Raw genomic sequence first — 16,501 nt, 5'->3', positions numbered from 1 at the left:
CCCACGCCTGGCTCGCCGTCACCGCGAGGAAACACCGCGACCAGAACCCGCCGGCCGTCCCGCCGACGATGACCGCCGTGGGATACAAGCGTCTCCCCGGTGGCCTGCCGGTCGCCGAACAGCCGGAACCGGACAGGCGCATGATGACACCGTTCACCCTCAACGAGATCCGCCATGTCTTCGCCCTGTTCACCGAAGCCGTTCTCCCACCCGCCATGATCACCTGGTGGTCGGACTGGCGCCGCGGCCACCAGGCCCGCGCCCGCTACTACCACTACCAGACCCGGATCTACGCTGCCCAAAGCATCGCCCGGCAGGCAGCAGCCACATAAAGATCACTGGTGCTGTAGTACTAGTCCTTCGGGGCCGGCCTCGTGGAGGGTACGCGGCACGTCCACAGAACCATATCCTGATGATCATTTTGTTCCGCGGAACCGCGCCGCGCATCCCTCCTGGTCCCGGTCTCGGTCCGACCATCTTGGTGCTCCACGGGACCGTGATGCGTTCGGTGACGGTGGGCTGGCAGAGTGAGGATGCTGTGATGATCCGCCGTCTCACCGTAGCGCTCACCCGACTGCGGATACTGCCCGCCTTACCCTGACCGGCGCCCGCGGTCCTTCTTCAAGATCTACGACTTCGCGAAATCACCGACAGCCGATCCGGACAGGGAACGCCATTTATTCAAGACCTCACGCGCGTCCGAATCTGGGCTACCGGATGAGGCGACCAGAACCGAGGCGTAGGCAAGCACGCCCGCGATGCCGCCAGCCGCCTCCACCGAGTCGCGCTCGGCGAGACCTTCGCGGCTCTCGTGACTGCGCCCTCTACGGAGCCGTCTCCGCATCCGTTCCTCTACCGGAACATCGATCCCGATCACAAGTGCAGGGATGGATCGAAGAATATGAGCAACTTCCAGGGCTGACCGCGCACCAACAAAGATCGTAGTTTTTCCCGGTGCAGACTGCCGTAGAACCTGATCGGCGATCCAGAGTGGTCCTTGGTCTTTGATGAGGCTCTGCCCGAGCCTCCACAAGGGCTCGACTGAGCCTTGCCTCACTGCCTCGGAGCGGATGACGTCGCCGAATTCAATAACCCGGCATCCGGCCTTCTCGCCGACGAGTCTAGCTACGGTCGACTTGCCAGACCCGGAGTATCCTACCAAGACGAGGCTGGCCTTCGGGCTCGCGTGGACGAAGTTTTCCTGACTCAAATTCTCTTCCTCCGATAAACGCCCACTGAAGGGCTTGTCGCTGCCATGCTACTTCCACCATTTGATGGCGGGCTCGGTACCTGTGGGCAACATGTAGATCAGGGCTTCGATCCGACCATCGATCACATCCCAGCGGTAGGGCCGACCGTCGTCCAGGAAACGCTGCCGAATATTGCGTCGCACGGCCAGGCGATCCCGCCCATCGAGAACTCGGTCGAACGACTCGTCGGGCTGGAACAGTAGATACATTCGGTCGTTCTCGTGAACATGTCTCGTGTTATTCGGGGGGTAGCACGGCGCGAACACGGAAAGAAACAGACGGACTCCCGCGAACTCGAATTGCCAGGAGGGAGAATAGAAGTCTCGCGTTAGGCAGTCGGCTCGGTTGGGGTCGAGCGCACTCAGTGACTCGAGCGTCTTGGCGAACATCTCGCACGCATGAGAGAAATCCAGCAGTTGCGGGCCTGAGGAAACTTCTACGACAAGAGCATCGAGCGTGTCGGCTGTTATCCGGCTGCAGAATTCCTCGATCGCGCCTGCGACTCGATGTATGTTGCTTTCGAACGTCTGATCGCGATCCCAGGAAGGTCCCCAGCAGATTCGGGCGCTGGGCGCGAACGGGCAGAGAGTGTTCCGCAACACCTCGGAGAAGCCGTCGTACAACTTATCTCCTTCCCTCATGCCAGTCGCCCGAGGTCAGGCGGTTTCTTGTGCCGAGATGCCACGCATGTGGATGAGATGCCGCGATGACTGCATAGAGCGCCCTTCCGCTCTCCGTTCGAAGTTTTTCGGCGGCGCGCTCTCGGGTCTTGCAGAGGGCCTGGCTCATATCGGCTCCGGTGCTGGAAAGTTCGGACAGTTCGAGGTCACAGTCGAGACTGTCTGCATCCTTTACGATGCGCGACTCGAGCGTCTTCTGCTCCTCGTATTCTGCCCATAGATCCAGCAGATCGTCCGCGAGAGAGGTGCCCTGTGAGATGTCCTTTATCGCCAACATCTCATTACGATCGACGTACATCCTGGTGAGATAGTTGACGTCGCCCGTGCGAGTTTCGCAGAGGTCATGTGCCAATGCGAGAAGAGCGCATCGCCCAACGTCCGCTCCTTCCCTCTTCGCAATTACGCTTGAGATCCAGGCGACCCTCAGCGTGTGCTCGGCGACATTGGCGACGTTCAGTCCGCCGAACTGCATCCAGGTGCGAACTATATGCCGCATTGTTCCAATTTCATAAAGAAAGTCGATATCGCGACTGCTGCTATCCATGGCCAACCTCCCGTATCGTCTGAACATACCCGAGCAGTGCGCGTGCGAGCGCGACGGCGCTGGCCGACGCGTATCCGAGTTATTGATCGTTCTTGCATCTCTCGCCGAAATCGGCGATTCCGCAGATCACAACATAGCGACATCCGCGGTGCCAGGTGTCCTTCGCCACGCCAGATGTCTCCATTTCGCCGGCACTTAAGTCTTGTCGGGCCGCGACCCGATTGCGGGCCGGTCTATCCTGAAACAGGACACTACTTGTGATTGATTATGGCAGTTCTTTCAAGCGTCGACGCCGTGGTGACAATGTGGATCCTATGACCGATTCGGCCATGGTAGAGAGTGTCGATGAGCCTCGCCGAAAGAGGTCGCCTGGCAGCGATCTCCTCAGGAGGATCGGCTAATACTGCGACGGTCGCCCGATCCCGCGCTGTCACCCGGCGGCCGCCTGCGTTCCGCACCACGGCCGATCGTCCCGAACACCGAGCTTGCAGGGAACTGCTCCTGGGCCATGCGTAGCACGCGGGCTGACCCGTCGGCTATTACGCCAGCTTTGAGCTGGGCGCTGACCTCGCGCCAGAATGTCAAGGCGGATCCGACTCCCCACAAAGGATGACTCGACCGTGGCCAGCCCGCCCGTTCCAACAGTTGGGTCGCGTTCAGCGGGGTGCTGAACGCCTCTGCGAGCGCGTTGATTTCCTCGTCGGTCAGTCCCCCGCTCCGCATGCGAGAAGAGTCCCTCGGACTGCTGTTAAACTGAACACGAGGAGTTGACGTTTCCCGAAGAATCTCCCTGCACTCTTGGGCGGCGGTCTCGTCCGCCGACGATTCATGTCGACCATCAAGTATGATGTTGGCGAGTGCTGTCCATGTGGGCAGGGACCGCATTCGTATGAGAGCCCGTGGTTCCGCCGCGATTAGCGGCGACCTCAGGTCCAACGCCGATAGAGCTCTAGAGATTCTCCGATATGGAATTCTAATTATGTCTTCAGGCATCTGGAACGGGCTTTCTAGATATATCATGTCGGTCATGAGTGCGGCACCGAGGGAACGTGCATACCCTGCCGTATAGGCACCCTCAATGATTCCTTCGAAGTGGTTCCTGGTAATGGCCTTGGTGCCGCGCACCTGGAAGATGTTCAGGACGTGGTCGGGTACGAAAGCCTGTCCCGCTAATAGCTCGGGAACTTGCGACCACAGGACCTCGACGTCCGCTGGAAGCTCCAGTTCTCCTTCCGGATCGAGTTGCCGTCGTATATCAGGTCCGTCGAGTGCTCCAAGCCATTGGCGACGGATAAGGGGCGTCGACCGACCTGTGCGCCTGATGTACCTCGGTGGTACCTGGGCGGGGCGCCGCCGGTAGGAAGCTTGCAGGCCGGTAGGAGATGCGCTGCCATACTGGGACTCCTTTTGCTGGCGATGTTCGAGTAGGCTCGTTTCTGTGGCGGAAATTGCTATATCGCCGGTCTCGACGAAGCCACTGTGCAGCCGCAGCATGCGGCGACAGAGCCGGCTCTCGAAGTAGGAGGATGCCGGGATTACCAGCTCATCCGCGAATATCAATGCGATCCTGAATCCGAATAGTGCTTCCCTGAAAATTGTGTCGTTGCTGATCGAGAAGTTTTTCCTGGCTCGCGCCTCGTGATAATAGTCGAGAAAGTGGATATAGATACGCTCGACTGGGCTGCCGGTCACAGTTGAAATGAGGCTCGGTCGACCCCCTTTCATGATCTCCGCCGGAAGCGAAGAAAGTATATGCTGTGACCAGTCCTGGTTTCGATCTGTCGGATATTGCTCAGGAAAAAGCTGCAATCCAAGAATGCGGATATGATTTTCTCAATCCGTTGTGCGTAAAATGGATAGCTTCTTCCGGTGAACTTGTCGATCTTATCGAGGAATACTTGACCTTTGATGTACTTCCCTAAAGCTTCGACGGCCGGGTCGCCGAGCTGGTAGATGTCGGTGAGGACGTCGGGCAATACTACGACAACTGTGCCTGACGGGGCGAGTTGTGCCTCGATGTTGGAGGCAACGGTAGCGTCGACCTGAACCTCGAGGAGCGTAAATGCGAGAAAGGCAAAGTCAACAGGATCTACCCATCGGGACGGCTGGGGTTGGGTTATGTCACCGTGAGCTACCTCGATATTCGAAGCGCCATTGAGGCGCTCGCGTGCGAAGGCGAGGGCATCCCGGTTGGAATCGACAAGAACCCACCGGACGATTTGGCCGGAACTCCGGGCGAGAAGGCGCCTCGTTAGATACCCGCTGCCGCAACCAAGATCCATCACCGAAGATGCTTTGGACTCGGAGATCTCCTGCCACAGCATAGGAATGACATATTCGTTCCGGACGGGATCTGCTTGACATGCCTGATCCCAGAGATGAAGAGGCCGCGGGACGGTGTCAGATATGTAGTCCGCCGAGAGCTGTCGTGGCGGAGAGAAAAGCGCCTGGGCTGCATCGGTGGTCCACCCGTGTGGACTCGAGGGAAACACGCGGTCTGGCGCTGCGTTGCTGCAGACCGGTTCGAGAACCGAGACCGAATCGAAAGTCGCCGACCACTGATTGTCACGCCGGCAGATGCGGCGTACGAATTCTGATACCCGCGATGCTGGCCGCACCTCACGCCCCCCCGGCTTGCGCGATACGTTTATGCTATTGACCGACCCATGTCAGTGGGCGGCGGCGTGGTTTGACCACGAGCAGCCCACCGAGAGGTCTTGTCGTCGCCTCGATGATAGATGACCGCGGTCGGGAGCGAGGCAGGTACTTCCGGATTGCGTCCGGTGATGGCTGACCTGCGGCGATACGATCCTCTCGTTACTGAGATGGCGCTGTCGGAGGGCGGCGGCGGTCACTCCTGGCTCGACGTCTGCCGAGCGAATCGGCCGATGTCATCGTCTGAAAGCGAGTGAAACCGGTGTGTAGGGGCGGTGATACCGCCGTTGTCTAGCGTCCTGCTCAGCAACCCCCTCCCCGCCCCGACGTTCGTTCATCCGTACCCGCTCCACCAGTACCGCCCTTGCCCGCATCCCGTGGAAGGAAGACGTGTGACAGCGATGCCCGCGGTCCAGGCCGGCGGCCTGGTCAAGAGATTCGGCGACTTTCGGGCCGTCGACGAGATCGATCTCGAGGTGCGCCACGGCGAGATCTTCGGAGTGCTCGGGCCCAACGGCGCCGGGAAGACGACGATGCTGAAGATGCTGGCCACGCTGCTGCCGATCGACGGCGGCCGGGCCGAGATCTTCGGCGTCGACGTCGCCGCCGAGCCCCACCGGGTCCGTCAGCTCATCGGCGTGACCGGCCAGTACGCCTCCGTGGACGAGGACCTCACCGCCGCGGAGAACCTGTGGCTGTTCGGCCGGCTCCAGGGCCTGCGCTCGGCGGACGCGCGTACCACCGCGCGCCGGCTGCTGGAGCAGTTCGGTCTGGGGGAGGCCGCCGAGCGGCGGATCTCGGCGTTCTCCGGTGGGATGCGCCGCCGCCTCGACCTCGCCGCCTCCCTCATCACCCGGCCGCCGCTGATCTTCCTGGACGAACCGACGACCGGCCTCGACCCGCGCACCCGCGGCCAGATGTGGGACACCATCCGCGAGCTCGTCGACGACGGCTGCACCGTCCTGCTCACCACGCAGTACCTGGACGAGGCCGACCAGCTCGCCGACCGGGTCTGCGTGATCGACCACGGCCGCAAGGTCGCCGAGGGCACGCCGGACGAGCTCAAGACCCAGGTCGGCGACTCGACCCTGCAACTTCAGCTCGCCCCCGGAGCCGATCAGGCGCTCGCCCGCGCGGTGGTGCGCCGCGTGCTCGGCGAGGAGCCGGTCACCACCCCCGAGTCCGGCCGGCTGAACGTTCCGCTCGACGTCGCCGACCGGGCCGCCGACGTGCTGATCGCGCTGCGCGAGGCCGCTGTCTCGATCGCCTCGGTCAGCGTCGCCAAGCCGACCCTCGACGAGGTCTTCTTCGCCCTCACCGGCCACGGCACCGCGGCCGGTCCCGATGCCGACGGTCCGGCCGATGCCGACGGGCCGGCCGACGCCGACGGGCCGGCCGGAGCCGTCCCCGGTCAGGACACGCCCAGCCTCGTCGACACCACCACGGAGAGGGTCCGATGAACACCGTTCTCGCCGAGCCGACCGCCGTGCGCCGCCCGCGACCGGCCCCGGCTGATCCGGCGGCCGCCGTCGCCCGCACGCGGGCCCGGCCCGGTCTGGGGGACACCCTCGCCCAGACCCTCGCGATGGCGTGGCGGGCGTTGAAGAAGATGCGCCGCAACCCGGAACAGTTCTTCGACGTCGCGCTGCAGCCGCTGCTGTTCACCGCGATGTTCGCCTACGTGTTCGGCGGCGCGATCTCCGGTGACGTCCACAGCTACCTGCCGCTGCTGATCCCCGGCATCGTCGCCCAGACCGTGCTCACCACCTGCATGGCCACCGGGACGCAGTTGCGGGAGGACATGGACAAGGGGGTCTTCGACCGGTTCCGGTCGCTGCCGATGTCCCGGGTCGCCCCACTGGCCGGCCCGATGGTCGCCGACCTGGTCCGGTACCTGATCGGGGCGAGCCTGACCTACCTGATGGGCCTGATCCTCGGCTACCGGCCCGGCGGCGGGGTACTCGGCGTGCTCGGGGCGATCCTGCTGGCGGTCCTCACCGGCTGGGCGATCGCGTGGGCGTTCACCTGGATCGGCACGGTCGCCCGCAGCGCCCGCGGCGTGCAGGGGATCTCGATGATGATCCTTTTTCCGCTGACCTTCCTGTCCAACGCGTTCGTGCCGTCGAGGACGATGCCGGGCTGGCTGGAGACCTTCACCAAGGTCAACCCGGTGTCACATCTCGTCTCCGCCAGCCGGGACCTGGCCAACAACGGCGTGCTCACCGCGCAGGTGGGCTGGACGCTGCTCACCGGGCTCGTCGTGGTGGTGATCTTCATGCCGCTGTCGGTCGCCCGCTACAAGCGGCACCTGTGACCCGTGGCCCGGCGCTACGTCGTCGAGCCGTGCGGCCAGCCGCTCGACGAGGAGGCACGCCTCGTCGAGCAGCTCCGCCGGGCGCCGCTCGTCGTCGGCCGCCCGGGCCGCCGGGAGCGCCCCGGGCGCCCGGCGCTCGGCGAGCGCCTCGACCCGCGCCCATCCCAGCGACGGGATCGTCGCGACATAGGAGAATCGTTGCGCCAGCGCGAGCAGCTCCACCGCCTCGCCCACCGTCGTCCCGGTCGGCCGGGCGTCGCGAAGGCCCCAGGCCCCGAGCGCGAACAACAGCGTCCCGCAGGCCGGATAGTCGATCGCGGCGTCGCCGCGCCGGACCGCGCCGACGCACCGCAGCAGACCGGAGCAGAACAGCTCATGGCCGGTGGCGAGGTCGTCGTCGGCGGTCGCGTGCCAGGTGAACGCGGCCAGCGCCACCGCGTCCCCGACGAGGGCCCAGGGCTCGACGCCGGTCGGTGCGACGCCGGGCCACCGCATCGCCCGCAGCGCCTGCGCCGCGTCCAGGTAGCGGCGCAGGCCGCCGGCCGTGTCGCCGCGGGCGAGGGCGAGCTCCGCGCGGCCCACCGCCGCCATCATCGGGCCGCCTTGCAGCGTGGCGCTGGGCGCGCCGATTCCGGCGAGGTGCTGCTCGGCGGCGTCGAGCCGGCCCTCGTTGATCGCGTCGAGCGCCAGCAGCGCCCGTAGCTGCGCGACATCGTCGTGGGCACCGAGCCGCTCCAGGACCGGCAGGGCCGCCCGGGCGTGGGCACGGGCGGCCGGCAGATCCCCGAGCTGCATCCACAGTTCGGCAAGCCGGGTGTGCAACAGGGCCGTCAGCCACGGCCCGTCCGCCGGCCCGGCGAGTGCCAGCGCCCGGGTGGCGGTCGCGGCCGAGGCCCGCACGTCGCCGGAGTTCTCCCGCTGGTGGGTCAGCCACACCAGCGCGTGCAGGGCGGTGTGCCGATCGGGAGCATCCGCCAGCCGCGCGAGCCGCGTCTCGATCTCCGCGGCCGGCGTCGCCGGGGCGAGGGCGAGCAGGACCCGGGTCGCACCGGCCAGCGACGGATCGCCCGCCACCTCCGGGTCCAGCCGTGCGAGCAGGTCGCGGACCGGCGACGAGAGAACCCCGTCACCCATGAAGATCGCGGTTCTCGCCGCAGCGGTGACGGCGGCCAGCGCCACCGGGACCAACCCGGGCGGCGGTGTCCAGTCGGACAGCATCGTGGTGACCGCGTCGATCAGCGTCATCATCCGGACGTGCTCGCCGCGGATCGTCCAGAACTGTTCGAGCACCGTCACCAGCCGCACGACCGTCTCGGCGTCGCCGCCGGCCAGCGCGGTCCGCAGCTCGTCGGCGAGGTTCGTCTCCTCGGCCGCGATCGCGTCGATCGCCGCGAACTGCCGCTCGCTGGACAGCTCTCCGCCGTGTCGGATCGCGTGGCCGACCGCCCAGTTCCGCTGGGCCCGCCGCGCCGATGCCTGCTCGCCGGACTGGGCCAGCCGTAGCCGACCGAACTCCCGCACCGTCTCCAACATCCGGTAGCGCACGCCGTCGGCCGACTCGCGCACGCTCAGCAAGGACTGGTCGACGAGGTTCTGCACCGTGTCGACGGGATCGCGGTCCGCTCCCGCGTCGGCGGGGCCGGGGGCGGCGAGGACCTCCTCCGCCGCGGCGAGGGTGAAGCCGTCGGGGAAGAGCGCCAGCCGGCGCAGCGAGCGCCGCTCCGGCTCCGCCAGCAGGTTCCACGACCAGTCGATGACCGCGAGCAGCGTGCGATGGCGATCCGGCGCGCCCCGATCCCCACCGCGCAGCAGGGTGAACCGGTCCGCCAGCCGTCGGTCGACGTCCTCCACCGACATCGCCCGGACCCGGGCCGCCGCCAGCTCGATCGCCAGCGGCAGCCCGTCGAGCCGGTCGACGATCCGGCCGATCACCGCACGGTCGAGCCGGACGGTGGGGCGGGCGGCGGCGGCGCGCTGGCAGAACAGCTCGATCGCGTCGGCGCGGGCCAGTTCCCCGAGCAGGTAGACCCGTTCGGCGCTGATCGCCAGCGGGGCCCGGCTCGTCGTGAGCACCCGCAGGTCGGCGGTGGCCGTGACGAGGAAGGCGACGAGCTCGGCGACCTCGACGACAAGGTGTTCGCAGTTGTCCAGCAGCAACAGGCTCGGCCCCCGGGCGAGCCGCGCGGCGATGCGGGTGCGCAGGTCGGCGCGCTGCGTCGGGGTCAGCACCCGGCGGTCGCCGATCGAGTCGCGGACCCCGAGCGCGGCACCGATCTCGCCGAGCAGGTCCTCGGGCGCCGTCACCCCGACGAGTTGGACGACATGCACCACCGGTAGCGGGCTGTCCCGGGCGAGCAGGTACGCCAGGCGAGTCTTGCCGAGACCCCCCGGCCCGACGATCGACACCACCCGGGACCGGTCCAGCAGTGCCCGCAGCCGGTCGACGTCGTGCTGGCGGCCCAGCAGGGCGGTGGCGTCGTACCGGATCCCATCGCGGACGGGCCGGTCGAGGGCGAGCAGCTCGCGCTGGACGCGGGAGAGGATCTCCCCGGGGCTGGTGCCCAGCCGCTCCCGCAGGTCCCGGCGGTAGCCCTCGAAGCGGTGCAGGGCCGCCCCGGGCCCGCGCACCGCGGCCTCGCTGCGCAGCAGGTCGGCCAGCAGGCCCTCGTCGTCGGGCCGCCCCGCGTGGGCCGCCTCCAGCAGCGGGAGGGCCTCGGCGTGCCGGCCCGTCCGGCTCGCGACCCGGGCCAGCAGCAGCCGCGCCGCTGCCAGGTCGCGGCCGGCCGCCCGGCGGACGTCGGCGAGCGTCCCCCGATCGTCCGCGGGCACCGGCGGCAGCGACGCGCCGAGCTCGAGCGCCTCGCGGGCCCGCTCGGCGGCGGCCTGCGGATCAGCCGCGACGAGTCCGGCGGCCTCGGCCACCAACTCGCCGAGCAGGCAGCTGTCGACCTGCACCGGCGCGAGGCCGAGTCGGTAGCCGTCGCCGTCACGCACCACCGCGTCGGCGCCGCAGGCCGCCCTGGTCCGGGAGACGACCACCTGCAGCCCCTTGGTCGGGTTGGCCAACGGCTCGTCACACCAGATCATCTCGACCAGTCGCCGAGACCGCACCGACCGCCCCTGTTCGGACGCCAACGCCGCCAGCAGCGCCTGCGGCCGCTCGCCCGTCACCGGGACGCCCTCCCAGCGCACCCCGTCCAGGAGGGTGAGGCTCACGACCACGCTGATCAGTCTAGGCCGGCCGACCACCGACGGCCCGGCTCGCTGCGGACCGCCGCCGCCGCCCAGCGACCGACGACACCGCGACCGACCACCGACCACCGACCGACGTCACCGCATGCCGTGGCGCCTGCCGCGGCTCCTAGCATCGTCACGATGCCGACTCTCCTCGTCGTTCACCACACGCCCTCACCGACCATGCAGGCGATGCTGGAGGCGGTCCTCGCCGGCGCCGGGGACGAGGCCATCGAGGGGGTGGATGTCCGGGTACGACCGGCGCTGGCCGCCACCGCGGTCGACGTGCTCGCCGCTGACGGCTACCTGCTGGGGACACCCGCCAACATCGGCTACATGTCCGGCGCGCTGAAGCACTTCTTCGACACTGTCTACTATCCGTGTCTTGACGCTACGGTTGGTCGTCCGTACGCCTTGTACGTCCACGGGAATAACGATACGACAGGAGCCGTCCACGCTGTGGAGTCGATCGCGACCGGCCTGCGCTGGAAGCGGCTGCGTGATCCGGTCACCGTCGTCGGAGCCTTGGACCCGGCCGCCCGGGAAGCCTGCTGGGAGCTCGGTGCGACAGCGGCGGCGAGTCTTGTGATGTAGGTGCCCGCAGCGGCGACTCGGGGCGGCGGAAGGCAGATATTTCTGGCAGGCGGACCGCCGTTGACGTCGCAGCGTTCGGCGGTGTGCGTCTCACGGGCTCATAACTGAGCTTGGCATTATGATTAGACATGGCTGTGCGGCGGGTGAAGGTGATGGCCGATTACTACGCTTTTCCGTTGTGGGTCAGCGAGGAAGGCGGGATGCCGTCGTCCGAGGAGCTGCCGCTGACCGATGTGCTGCGTGACGAGCTCGACCTGTGGTCGGCCGACTACACCCGCGTACTGATCGCCAACGGCTACAGCTGGCCGAGCGAACAGGTCCAGGCCGACTGGAACAAGCGAGGCTACGCTCTGGCAATCCGCGTGGCGCGGGAGCTGGGGCCTTCTTACGAGGTCGTGTTCTTCGATGAGCTACGACAGCGCGTCACCGCACTGAACCCTTCGGGTCGGACCAGCCGTCGCCGAAAGTGACTTCTTCCTGACCAGGGTTCGGCACATTTCTGCGACCAGATCTACTATCCGATCCTGAAAGCGACGGCGGGTCGCTGATCGAAGATCACGAGGTGGCCGGTGGTCAGTACGAGGCGGAGTAGACAGCTGTCGAGCTGGCGGATGCCGGCCTGGGTCGGATCGGCATGTCCAGGGCGGTGGGTCTTGACCTCCAGCGCCTCGCGCTGGACCGTAGATCTGCCGTCGGGCCCTGTATGGCTCCAGCGGATGAGCAAGTCCATGGCGCCGCGGCCCACGCCATACTCGCGGTCGACGAAGCCGCTGCCGTTCATGGCGCGGTCGAGGTATCCGAGTAGCGTGACGTGGGGGGTCACCTTGCGGTAGGGCTCGTCGGCCTCAAGGACGTCCTCGGTCCGGTGCCAGAACTCGGTGAACCGTTCGAGTGGTCCGGGTAGGTCCAGGCGGCCGTCGGCGAGAACAAACGAACGTGGCTGCGGTGCGCCGGCAACGCCGTCAAAAGTCCGTCGGCGAGAACTCGTGTGATCACGTTGCGGTAGATCGGGTTGGCGATTTCCACCGTGGACGCGGTCCGTCGGACGAGGCCGAGGTCGGTCGTGTAGGCGAGGCCCGAGCCTGGTCCCGGTCTTTGACTGGTTCATCGCGGCCCTGCGCGGTGATACGAAGCGGTAGATCGGTGGCGTGCGGGAGCAGACCGGTGATGTTGCCAAGAGTCACGCTCTCGTGGCCCGGGTTCGGCGTGGTTCTGCGACCAGATCCACTATCCGTGCCTGGATGCTACGGTCGGCCGCCCCTACGCGCTCTATGTGCAAGGAAACAGCGACACCACCGGCGCAGTCCGGGATCACGACCGGACTGAAATGGAAGCACCTGCGCGACCCCGCTCACGGTCATCGGCGACCTGGACGCGGCCGACCGCGGAGCCTGCTGGCAGCTTGGCGCAACCACCGCTGCCACTCTGCTGCGCAGGTAGCCGGAGAGCCTGTCACAGGCGCCCCTCCCGCCCCGGGCCTTGAGCGGTGGGGTCGGCGAGAGCCGTGACCTGCCTACGCCGGGCCACCGAGGCGGACAAGATCCTCGATTTCGGCGAGTTTCGCCGCCGGCAGGGTGCTGACCCGTTTGACCAGGTCCTCTCTCGTCACCGGAAGGAGCCAGGTGCAGGGGACGACGCCCGGACGTGGAAACGCGACGCGTAGGACGCCTTCGAAGGGAAGTCCTTCGGGAGCGCCAATCGCGACCTCCGCGGCCACGCCATCGATCTCGGTGCCGGCGGGCGGGACCACCTGCATGGCCAGGAATCGGGACGTGTCGGCGACCTCAGCCGAGAGGAGCACCACCGGCCGTCGTTCGTCGAAATCCACCCACCAGACTTCGCCGGCCTGCATCCGCTCTCCGCTCTCCTGTCTCCTGCTCTCCTGTCTCCTGCTCTACGGGAGCGCAGACAAGGACGCTCTTCGACGATTATTCCTGACCCTACGTTAGCAACGGTGCTGCGACCAGATCTACTACCCGTGCCTCGAAGCGACGATCGGTCGGCCGTACGCGCTCTACGTCCACGGCAACTCCGACACCACCGGCGCGGTCCGCGGGGTCGAGACCATCACGACAGGGTTGAAATGGAAGCGTCTGCGTGACCCGCTCACGGTCCTCGGCGAGGTGGACGCGACCGCCCGCGACACCTGCTGGGAGCTTGGCGCGACTGTCGCTGCCAGCCTGATGCCCGACTGACCTGGCTCGGCATCTGATCGACAAGGAGCGCACGTCCCGCTCGCAGCCTGACGACGATCGCTCAGGACACGCCCCCGTGGTGCGCGACTGTTATAGGCCGAGTTCGTCGATCGTCAGGCCGATCTCGTTCAGGATGCCCCGCAAGGTGCCCTTGGCCGGGTCGCGGGTGCCGTGCACCGGGACCGTCCCGCCCTGCTCGCGGCCACGGGCGTCAGCGTGGCCGACGTCGATCTGGCGATCTGCACGCACCTGCACTCCGACCACGTCGGCTGGAACACTCGGCCGGGTACCGATGGTGGTGGCTGGACGTCGACGTTTCCCAACGCCGGCTATCTTTTCTCCCGGCCTGACCTCGATCGCGACGGCAGCCGGTTCGCGCCGCGACGGTGAGGAGACCGCGCGGGTGGTGCTCGGCCGGCTTGACCTGGAGCACGCTCGAAGGTGCAGACTCGATGAAGCCGGCATGCCGCCTGCCCGAGCGTGGGTGTCGGCTGATCCCCCACCGAGAGGACTCCGCCCACGATGCAGTTCACCCAGCTCGGTCGTTCCGGTCTGTCCGTCTCGCGCCTGTGCCTGGGCACGATGAACTTCGGCCCTCTGACCAGCGAGGACGACTCCCATAAGATCATGGAGTCGGCACACGGGTACGGCATCAACTTCTTCGACACGGCCAACGCCTACGGCCTGCGTTCGGCCGGCGTGTCGGGCCTCGGTGAGGGCAGGGGCTATACCGAGTCGATCATCGGCCGCTGGTTCGCGCAGGGCGGCGGGCGCCGGGAGCGCACCGTGCTGGCGACCAAGGTCTACGGCGCGATGGGGGAGTGGCCCAACGAGGGCAAGCTGTCGGCGCTCAACATCCGCCGTGCCCTCGACGCGAGCCTGAGCCGCCTGCAGACCGACTACATCGATCTTTACCAGTTCCATCACGTCGACCGTGATACCCCGTGGGATGAGATCTGGCAGGCCATCGACGTCGCCGTCACGGCCGGCAAGATCCTCTACGTCGGCAGCAGCAACTTCGCGGGCTGGCACATCGCCCAGGCGCAGGCCGCCGCAGCCCAGCGCGGGACGTTCGGCCTGGTCAGCGAGCAGCCGATCTACAACCTCCTCACCCGGGAGATCGAGCTGGAGGTGCTGCCCGCCGCGCAGCACTACGGCGTGGGCCTCCTGCCGTGGTCGCCGCTGCAGAGCGGGCTGCTGGGCGGCGTGCTGCGCAAGGAGCGCGAGAGCAGACGGCGCCTGGAAGGCCGTGCCGCGCAGACCTTGGAGGCCAGGCGCCCCCAGATCGAGGCCTACGAGGACTTCGCTGCCGAGCTTGGCCACGAGCCCGGCGACGTCGCGCTCGCCTGGCTGCTGCACCAGCCGGCCGTCACCGCGCCGATCGTGGGTCCGCGCATCCAGCAGCACCTTGACGACGCGGTCCGGGCGCTCGACGTCCACCTGGACGAGAAGGCGCTCGCCCGGCTGGACGAGATTTTCCCGGGCTACCGCACGGCCCCCGAGCACTTCGCCTGGTAAGCGAAGGCCGCCCGCTGCGTCAGCCAGTGCGCCGCGTGTCTGCGCAGGGCGGGCGGGGGGTGATCGCATCGAGGTGCTTGAGAACAGGATTCCTGCCCTGGTCGAGGATCTTGCCATGATGGTCCTGTGAGCCCCGTCGTCGTGGGAATCCGCCTGTGGTGCGAGCTCGCTTCGGCCGGCCCGATGCCTTCTCTCCGTCGATGCCCGCCGGGCGCCACCGACGCAGCCGGTGGCGAGAGTGGTACCCGGGGCGGTCGGTCCGTGACCAGTGGCCCGCTCGACCCGGCGCTCGTCCCGGCTCCGGGGGTGGTGCCGGCTCCGACCGCGGTTCCGGGGCTGGTGGCGACGCCGGCCCCAGTACCGGCGGGCCACATCGACACCGCCAGCGGGCTCTTCTTCACGGTGCACGAGTTCGCGGAGCTGTCGGACGGCCGGGAGATCACCCTCCTGGATGACCGGGGCTGGGGCATGTCGGGCGGTGGCAGGACCCCCGACGCGCTCCGGTCCGAGCTGACGATCGAGGAGATCGCGCGCATGGTCTACATGGTCCTGCTGCCGGACTGGGCCGACTTCGACCACCCGCTGCCGCCGGACCTCGCCGCGGTCGAGGGCAGCGGCGGGGCGCAGGACTGGGATCTGCTCGCGGAACGGCTACGCGCGTTCGGGGTGGTCTCCACGCCGGCCGAGCTCGTGCGGGTACCGCGCCGCCTCGACCTCGGCGACCACCTGCGCGCGTGGCTGGCCACCCCTGCTGATTGACACGTGTGGCGCGGATTGTCCCTAGCGCCGGTCCGACCTTCGCGATGATCGGTCCTGCTGGTCGACGTTTCGTCGAGTGGGCGCCGGCCGGCCCTCGCCTGAACCTGACGGCGGAAGCCCGGACCGGCCGGGCATGCCCGGTGTGGCCGGTGGAATCGTCAGGCTAGAGTCCGCCGAATGCCGATCAATGAGGTTTGTCAGCGGTGATGGGGCGGACGCACGCGCTGAGCGGTGCGGCGCTCTGGCTGGCCGTCGTGCCCTTCCTGGGCCGGGAGGACTGGCTGGGGACCTACGCACTGTCGTTGTCGTCCCATCAGGTGATCGCCGGCGGGGTGGTGGCCGCGGGTGCGGGCCTGCTGCCCGACATCGACCATCCCAACGGCCGGATCGCGAACACCCTCGGCCCGGTCTCTCGGACGATCTGCCGATGGGTGAGCCGGGCCAGCGGCGGCCATCGGCACGCCACCCATTCCCTGCTTTTCGCGCTCGCCATGGGTGTTGCGATGAGCCTGTTGGCGGACCATTGTCGGTATGGCTGGTGGGCGGCCCTGTTCGTCCTCGTCGGCTTCGGGCTGCGCGGCCTCGGCCTGGACTTCGAGGGGCACGAGTTCTGGTCGGGTCTGAAGGACTGCGTGACGGCCGGGGTCGCCGTCTATCTGATGCACTGAGGTGGTCCCCGTTCTTCGGACAGTGATCCCTATGTGGGATAATTGATCCGTGAGCGGAGGAGATCAATGAGTCAGTCGCGGAGGCGGTAC

General features: G+C 67.3%; 15 protein-coding genes and 4 pseudogenes. 10 read left to right on the top strand and 9 right to left on the bottom strand.

The features are described from left to right. A pseudogene (locus tag FF36_RS29920) lies at positions 1-332 on the top strand (IS701 family transposase); the annotation flags it as partial. Between the two features lie 296 nt (positions 333-628). Here FF36_RS29920 and FF36_RS41315 read toward each other — a convergent pair. The 5 genes from FF36_RS41315 to FF36_RS33655 form a co-directional block, all read right to left on the bottom strand. After that, positions 629-1,162, bottom strand: coding sequence for an AAA family ATPase (locus FF36_RS41315; protein WP_422615127.1), 534 nt, complete (start codon positions 1,160-1,162; stop codon positions 629-631). Positions 1,163-1,258: 96 nt separating this feature from the next. Continuing rightward, positions 1,259-1,873: a YqcI/YcgG family protein gene (locus FF36_RS33660; RefSeq protein ID WP_157867019.1), complete on the bottom strand. Its 615-nt coding sequence runs from the start codon at positions 1,871-1,873 to the stop codon at positions 1,259-1,261. A 1-nt stretch (position 1,874) separates the two neighbouring features. Further along, on the bottom strand, positions 1,875-2,474 hold the full coding sequence (locus FF36_RS29905) for an HD domain-containing protein (protein ID WP_055410828.1): 600 nt from the start codon (positions 2,472-2,474) through the stop codon (positions 1,875-1,877). A 384-nt stretch (positions 2,475-2,858) separates the two neighbouring features. Next, complete coding sequence (locus tag FF36_RS35175) at positions 2,859-4,166, bottom strand: effector-associated domain EAD1-containing protein (RefSeq protein ID WP_128423429.1); 1,308 nt, start codon at positions 4,164-4,166, stop codon at positions 2,859-2,861. Between the two features lie 29 nt (positions 4,167-4,195). Next, positions 4,196-4,798 carry a class I SAM-dependent methyltransferase gene (locus tag FF36_RS33655; RefSeq protein ID WP_082122354.1) on the bottom strand — a complete coding sequence of 201 codons (603 nt, stop codon included), beginning with the start codon at positions 4,796-4,798 and terminating at the stop codon, positions 4,196-4,198. Positions 4,799-5,521: 723 nt separating this feature from the next. Between FF36_RS33655 and FF36_RS29900 the strand changes: the two genes are divergently transcribed. Both FF36_RS29900 and FF36_RS33650 read left to right on the top strand, forming a co-directional pair. Further along, on the top strand, positions 5,522-6,589 hold the full coding sequence (locus FF36_RS29900) for a daunorubicin resistance protein DrrA family ABC transporter ATP-binding protein (protein ID WP_044888562.1): 1,068 nt from the start codon (positions 5,522-5,524) through the stop codon (positions 6,587-6,589). After that, positions 6,586-7,443 (top strand): ABC transporter permease, encoded by an 858-nt coding sequence (locus FF36_RS33650; protein WP_082122353.1) that lies wholly within the window; start codon positions 6,586-6,588, stop codon positions 7,441-7,443. Before FF36_RS29900 ends, FF36_RS33650 begins: the two co-directional genes overlap by 4 nt. A gap of 2,106 nt (positions 7,444-9,549) precedes the next feature. On the opposite strand, the pseudogene FF36_RS39575 reads toward FF36_RS33650, so the two are convergent. Then, positions 9,550-10,530: pseudogene (locus FF36_RS39575) on the bottom strand (BTAD domain-containing putative transcriptional regulator); the annotation flags it as partial. A gap of 279 nt (positions 10,531-10,809) precedes the next feature. On the opposite strand from FF36_RS39575, the gene FF36_RS29880 reads away from it, so the two are divergent. Beyond that, complete coding sequence (locus tag FF36_RS29880) at positions 10,810-11,271, top strand: flavodoxin family protein (RefSeq protein ID WP_095212423.1); 462 nt, start codon at positions 10,810-10,812, stop codon at positions 11,269-11,271. Between the two features lie 128 nt (positions 11,272-11,399). Next, the gene (locus FF36_RS29875) at positions 11,400-11,741 is read left to right on the top strand and encodes a hypothetical protein (RefSeq protein WP_055410604.1); all 342 of its coding nucleotides are present in this window, start codon (positions 11,400-11,402) and stop codon (positions 11,739-11,741) included. A 44-nt stretch (positions 11,742-11,785) separates the two neighbouring features. Here the strand turns inward: FF36_RS29875 and FF36_RS31915 are convergent, their stop codons facing one another. Continuing rightward, positions 11,786-12,094 (bottom strand): hypothetical protein, encoded by a 309-nt coding sequence (locus FF36_RS31915; protein ID WP_052681616.1) that lies wholly within the window; start codon positions 12,092-12,094, stop codon positions 11,786-11,788. A 387-nt stretch (positions 12,095-12,481) separates the two neighbouring features. Here FF36_RS31915 and FF36_RS39570 point away from each other — a divergent pair. Further along, positions 12,482-12,711, top strand: a pseudogene (locus FF36_RS39570) (flavodoxin); the annotation flags it as partial. Between the two features lie 73 nt (positions 12,712-12,784). On the opposite strand, the gene FF36_RS29865 reads toward FF36_RS39570, so the two are convergent. Next, the gene (locus FF36_RS29865) at positions 12,785-13,123 is read right to left on the bottom strand and encodes a type II toxin-antitoxin system PemK/MazF family toxin (RefSeq protein WP_044888556.1); all 339 of its coding nucleotides are present in this window, start codon (positions 13,121-13,123) and stop codon (positions 12,785-12,787) included. A 433-nt stretch (positions 13,124-13,556) separates the two neighbouring features. Beyond that, entirely contained in the window at positions 13,557-13,715 is a 159-nt protein-coding gene (locus tag FF36_RS35730) for a type II toxin-antitoxin system HicA family toxin (protein ID WP_157867018.1), read from the bottom strand. On the opposite strand from FF36_RS35730, the gene FF36_RS34660 reads away from it, so the two are divergent. The 4 genes and pseudogenes from FF36_RS34660 to FF36_RS29845 all read left to right on the top strand — a co-directional run. Further along, positions 13,683-13,856 carry a hypothetical protein gene (locus FF36_RS34660; protein ID WP_236706588.1) on the top strand — a complete coding sequence of 58 codons (174 nt, stop codon included), beginning with the start codon at positions 13,683-13,685 and terminating at the stop codon, positions 13,854-13,856. The genes FF36_RS35730 and FF36_RS34660 overlap by 33 nt on opposite strands. A 132-nt stretch (positions 13,857-13,988) precedes the next feature. Further along, on the top strand, positions 13,989-14,984 hold the full coding sequence (locus FF36_RS29855; RefSeq protein WP_044888554.1) for an aldo/keto reductase: 996 nt from the start codon (positions 13,989-13,991) through the stop codon (positions 14,982-14,984). Positions 14,985-15,245: 261 nt separating this feature from the next. After that, a complete protein-coding gene (locus tag FF36_RS29850; protein WP_236706585.1) occupies positions 15,246-15,743 on the top strand; it encodes a hypothetical protein in 498 nt (165 codons plus the stop codon). Between the two features lie 206 nt (positions 15,744-15,949). Beyond that, positions 15,950-16,408: pseudogene (locus FF36_RS29845) on the top strand (metal-dependent hydrolase); the annotation flags it as partial. Positions 16,409-16,501 lie beyond the last annotated feature (93 nt).

The organism is Frankia torreyi, from assembly GCF_000948395.1.
Lineage (GTDB): Bacteria > Actinomycetota > Actinomycetes > Frankiales > Frankiaceae > Frankia > Frankia torreyi.
Note: the sequence above shows the minus strand (reverse complement) of the source record. Positions and strands in the feature narration are given on the sequence as shown.

Coding starts and splice junctions, on each gene's coding strand:
- FF36_RS29905 (WP_055410828.1), bottom strand. CDS start 2,474: ATGGATAGCAGCAGTCGCGATATCGACTTTCTTTATGAAATTGGAACA.
- FF36_RS33655 (WP_082122354.1), bottom strand. CDS start 4,798: ATGCTGTGGCAGGAGATCTCCGAGTCCAAAGCATCTTCGGTGATGGAT.
- FF36_RS33650 (WP_082122353.1), top strand. CDS start 6,586: ATGAACACCGTTCTCGCCGAGCCGACCGCCGTGCGCCGCCCGCGACCG.
- FF36_RS29875 (WP_055410604.1), top strand. CDS start 11,400: ATGGCTGTGCGGCGGGTGAAGGTGATGGCCGATTACTACGCTTTTCCG.
- FF36_RS29865 (WP_044888556.1), bottom strand. CDS start 13,123: ATGCAGGCCGGCGAAGTCTGGTGGGTGGATTTCGACGAACGACGGCCG.
- FF36_RS29855 (WP_044888554.1), top strand. CDS start 13,989: ATGCAGTTCACCCAGCTCGGTCGTTCCGGTCTGTCCGTCTCGCGCCTG.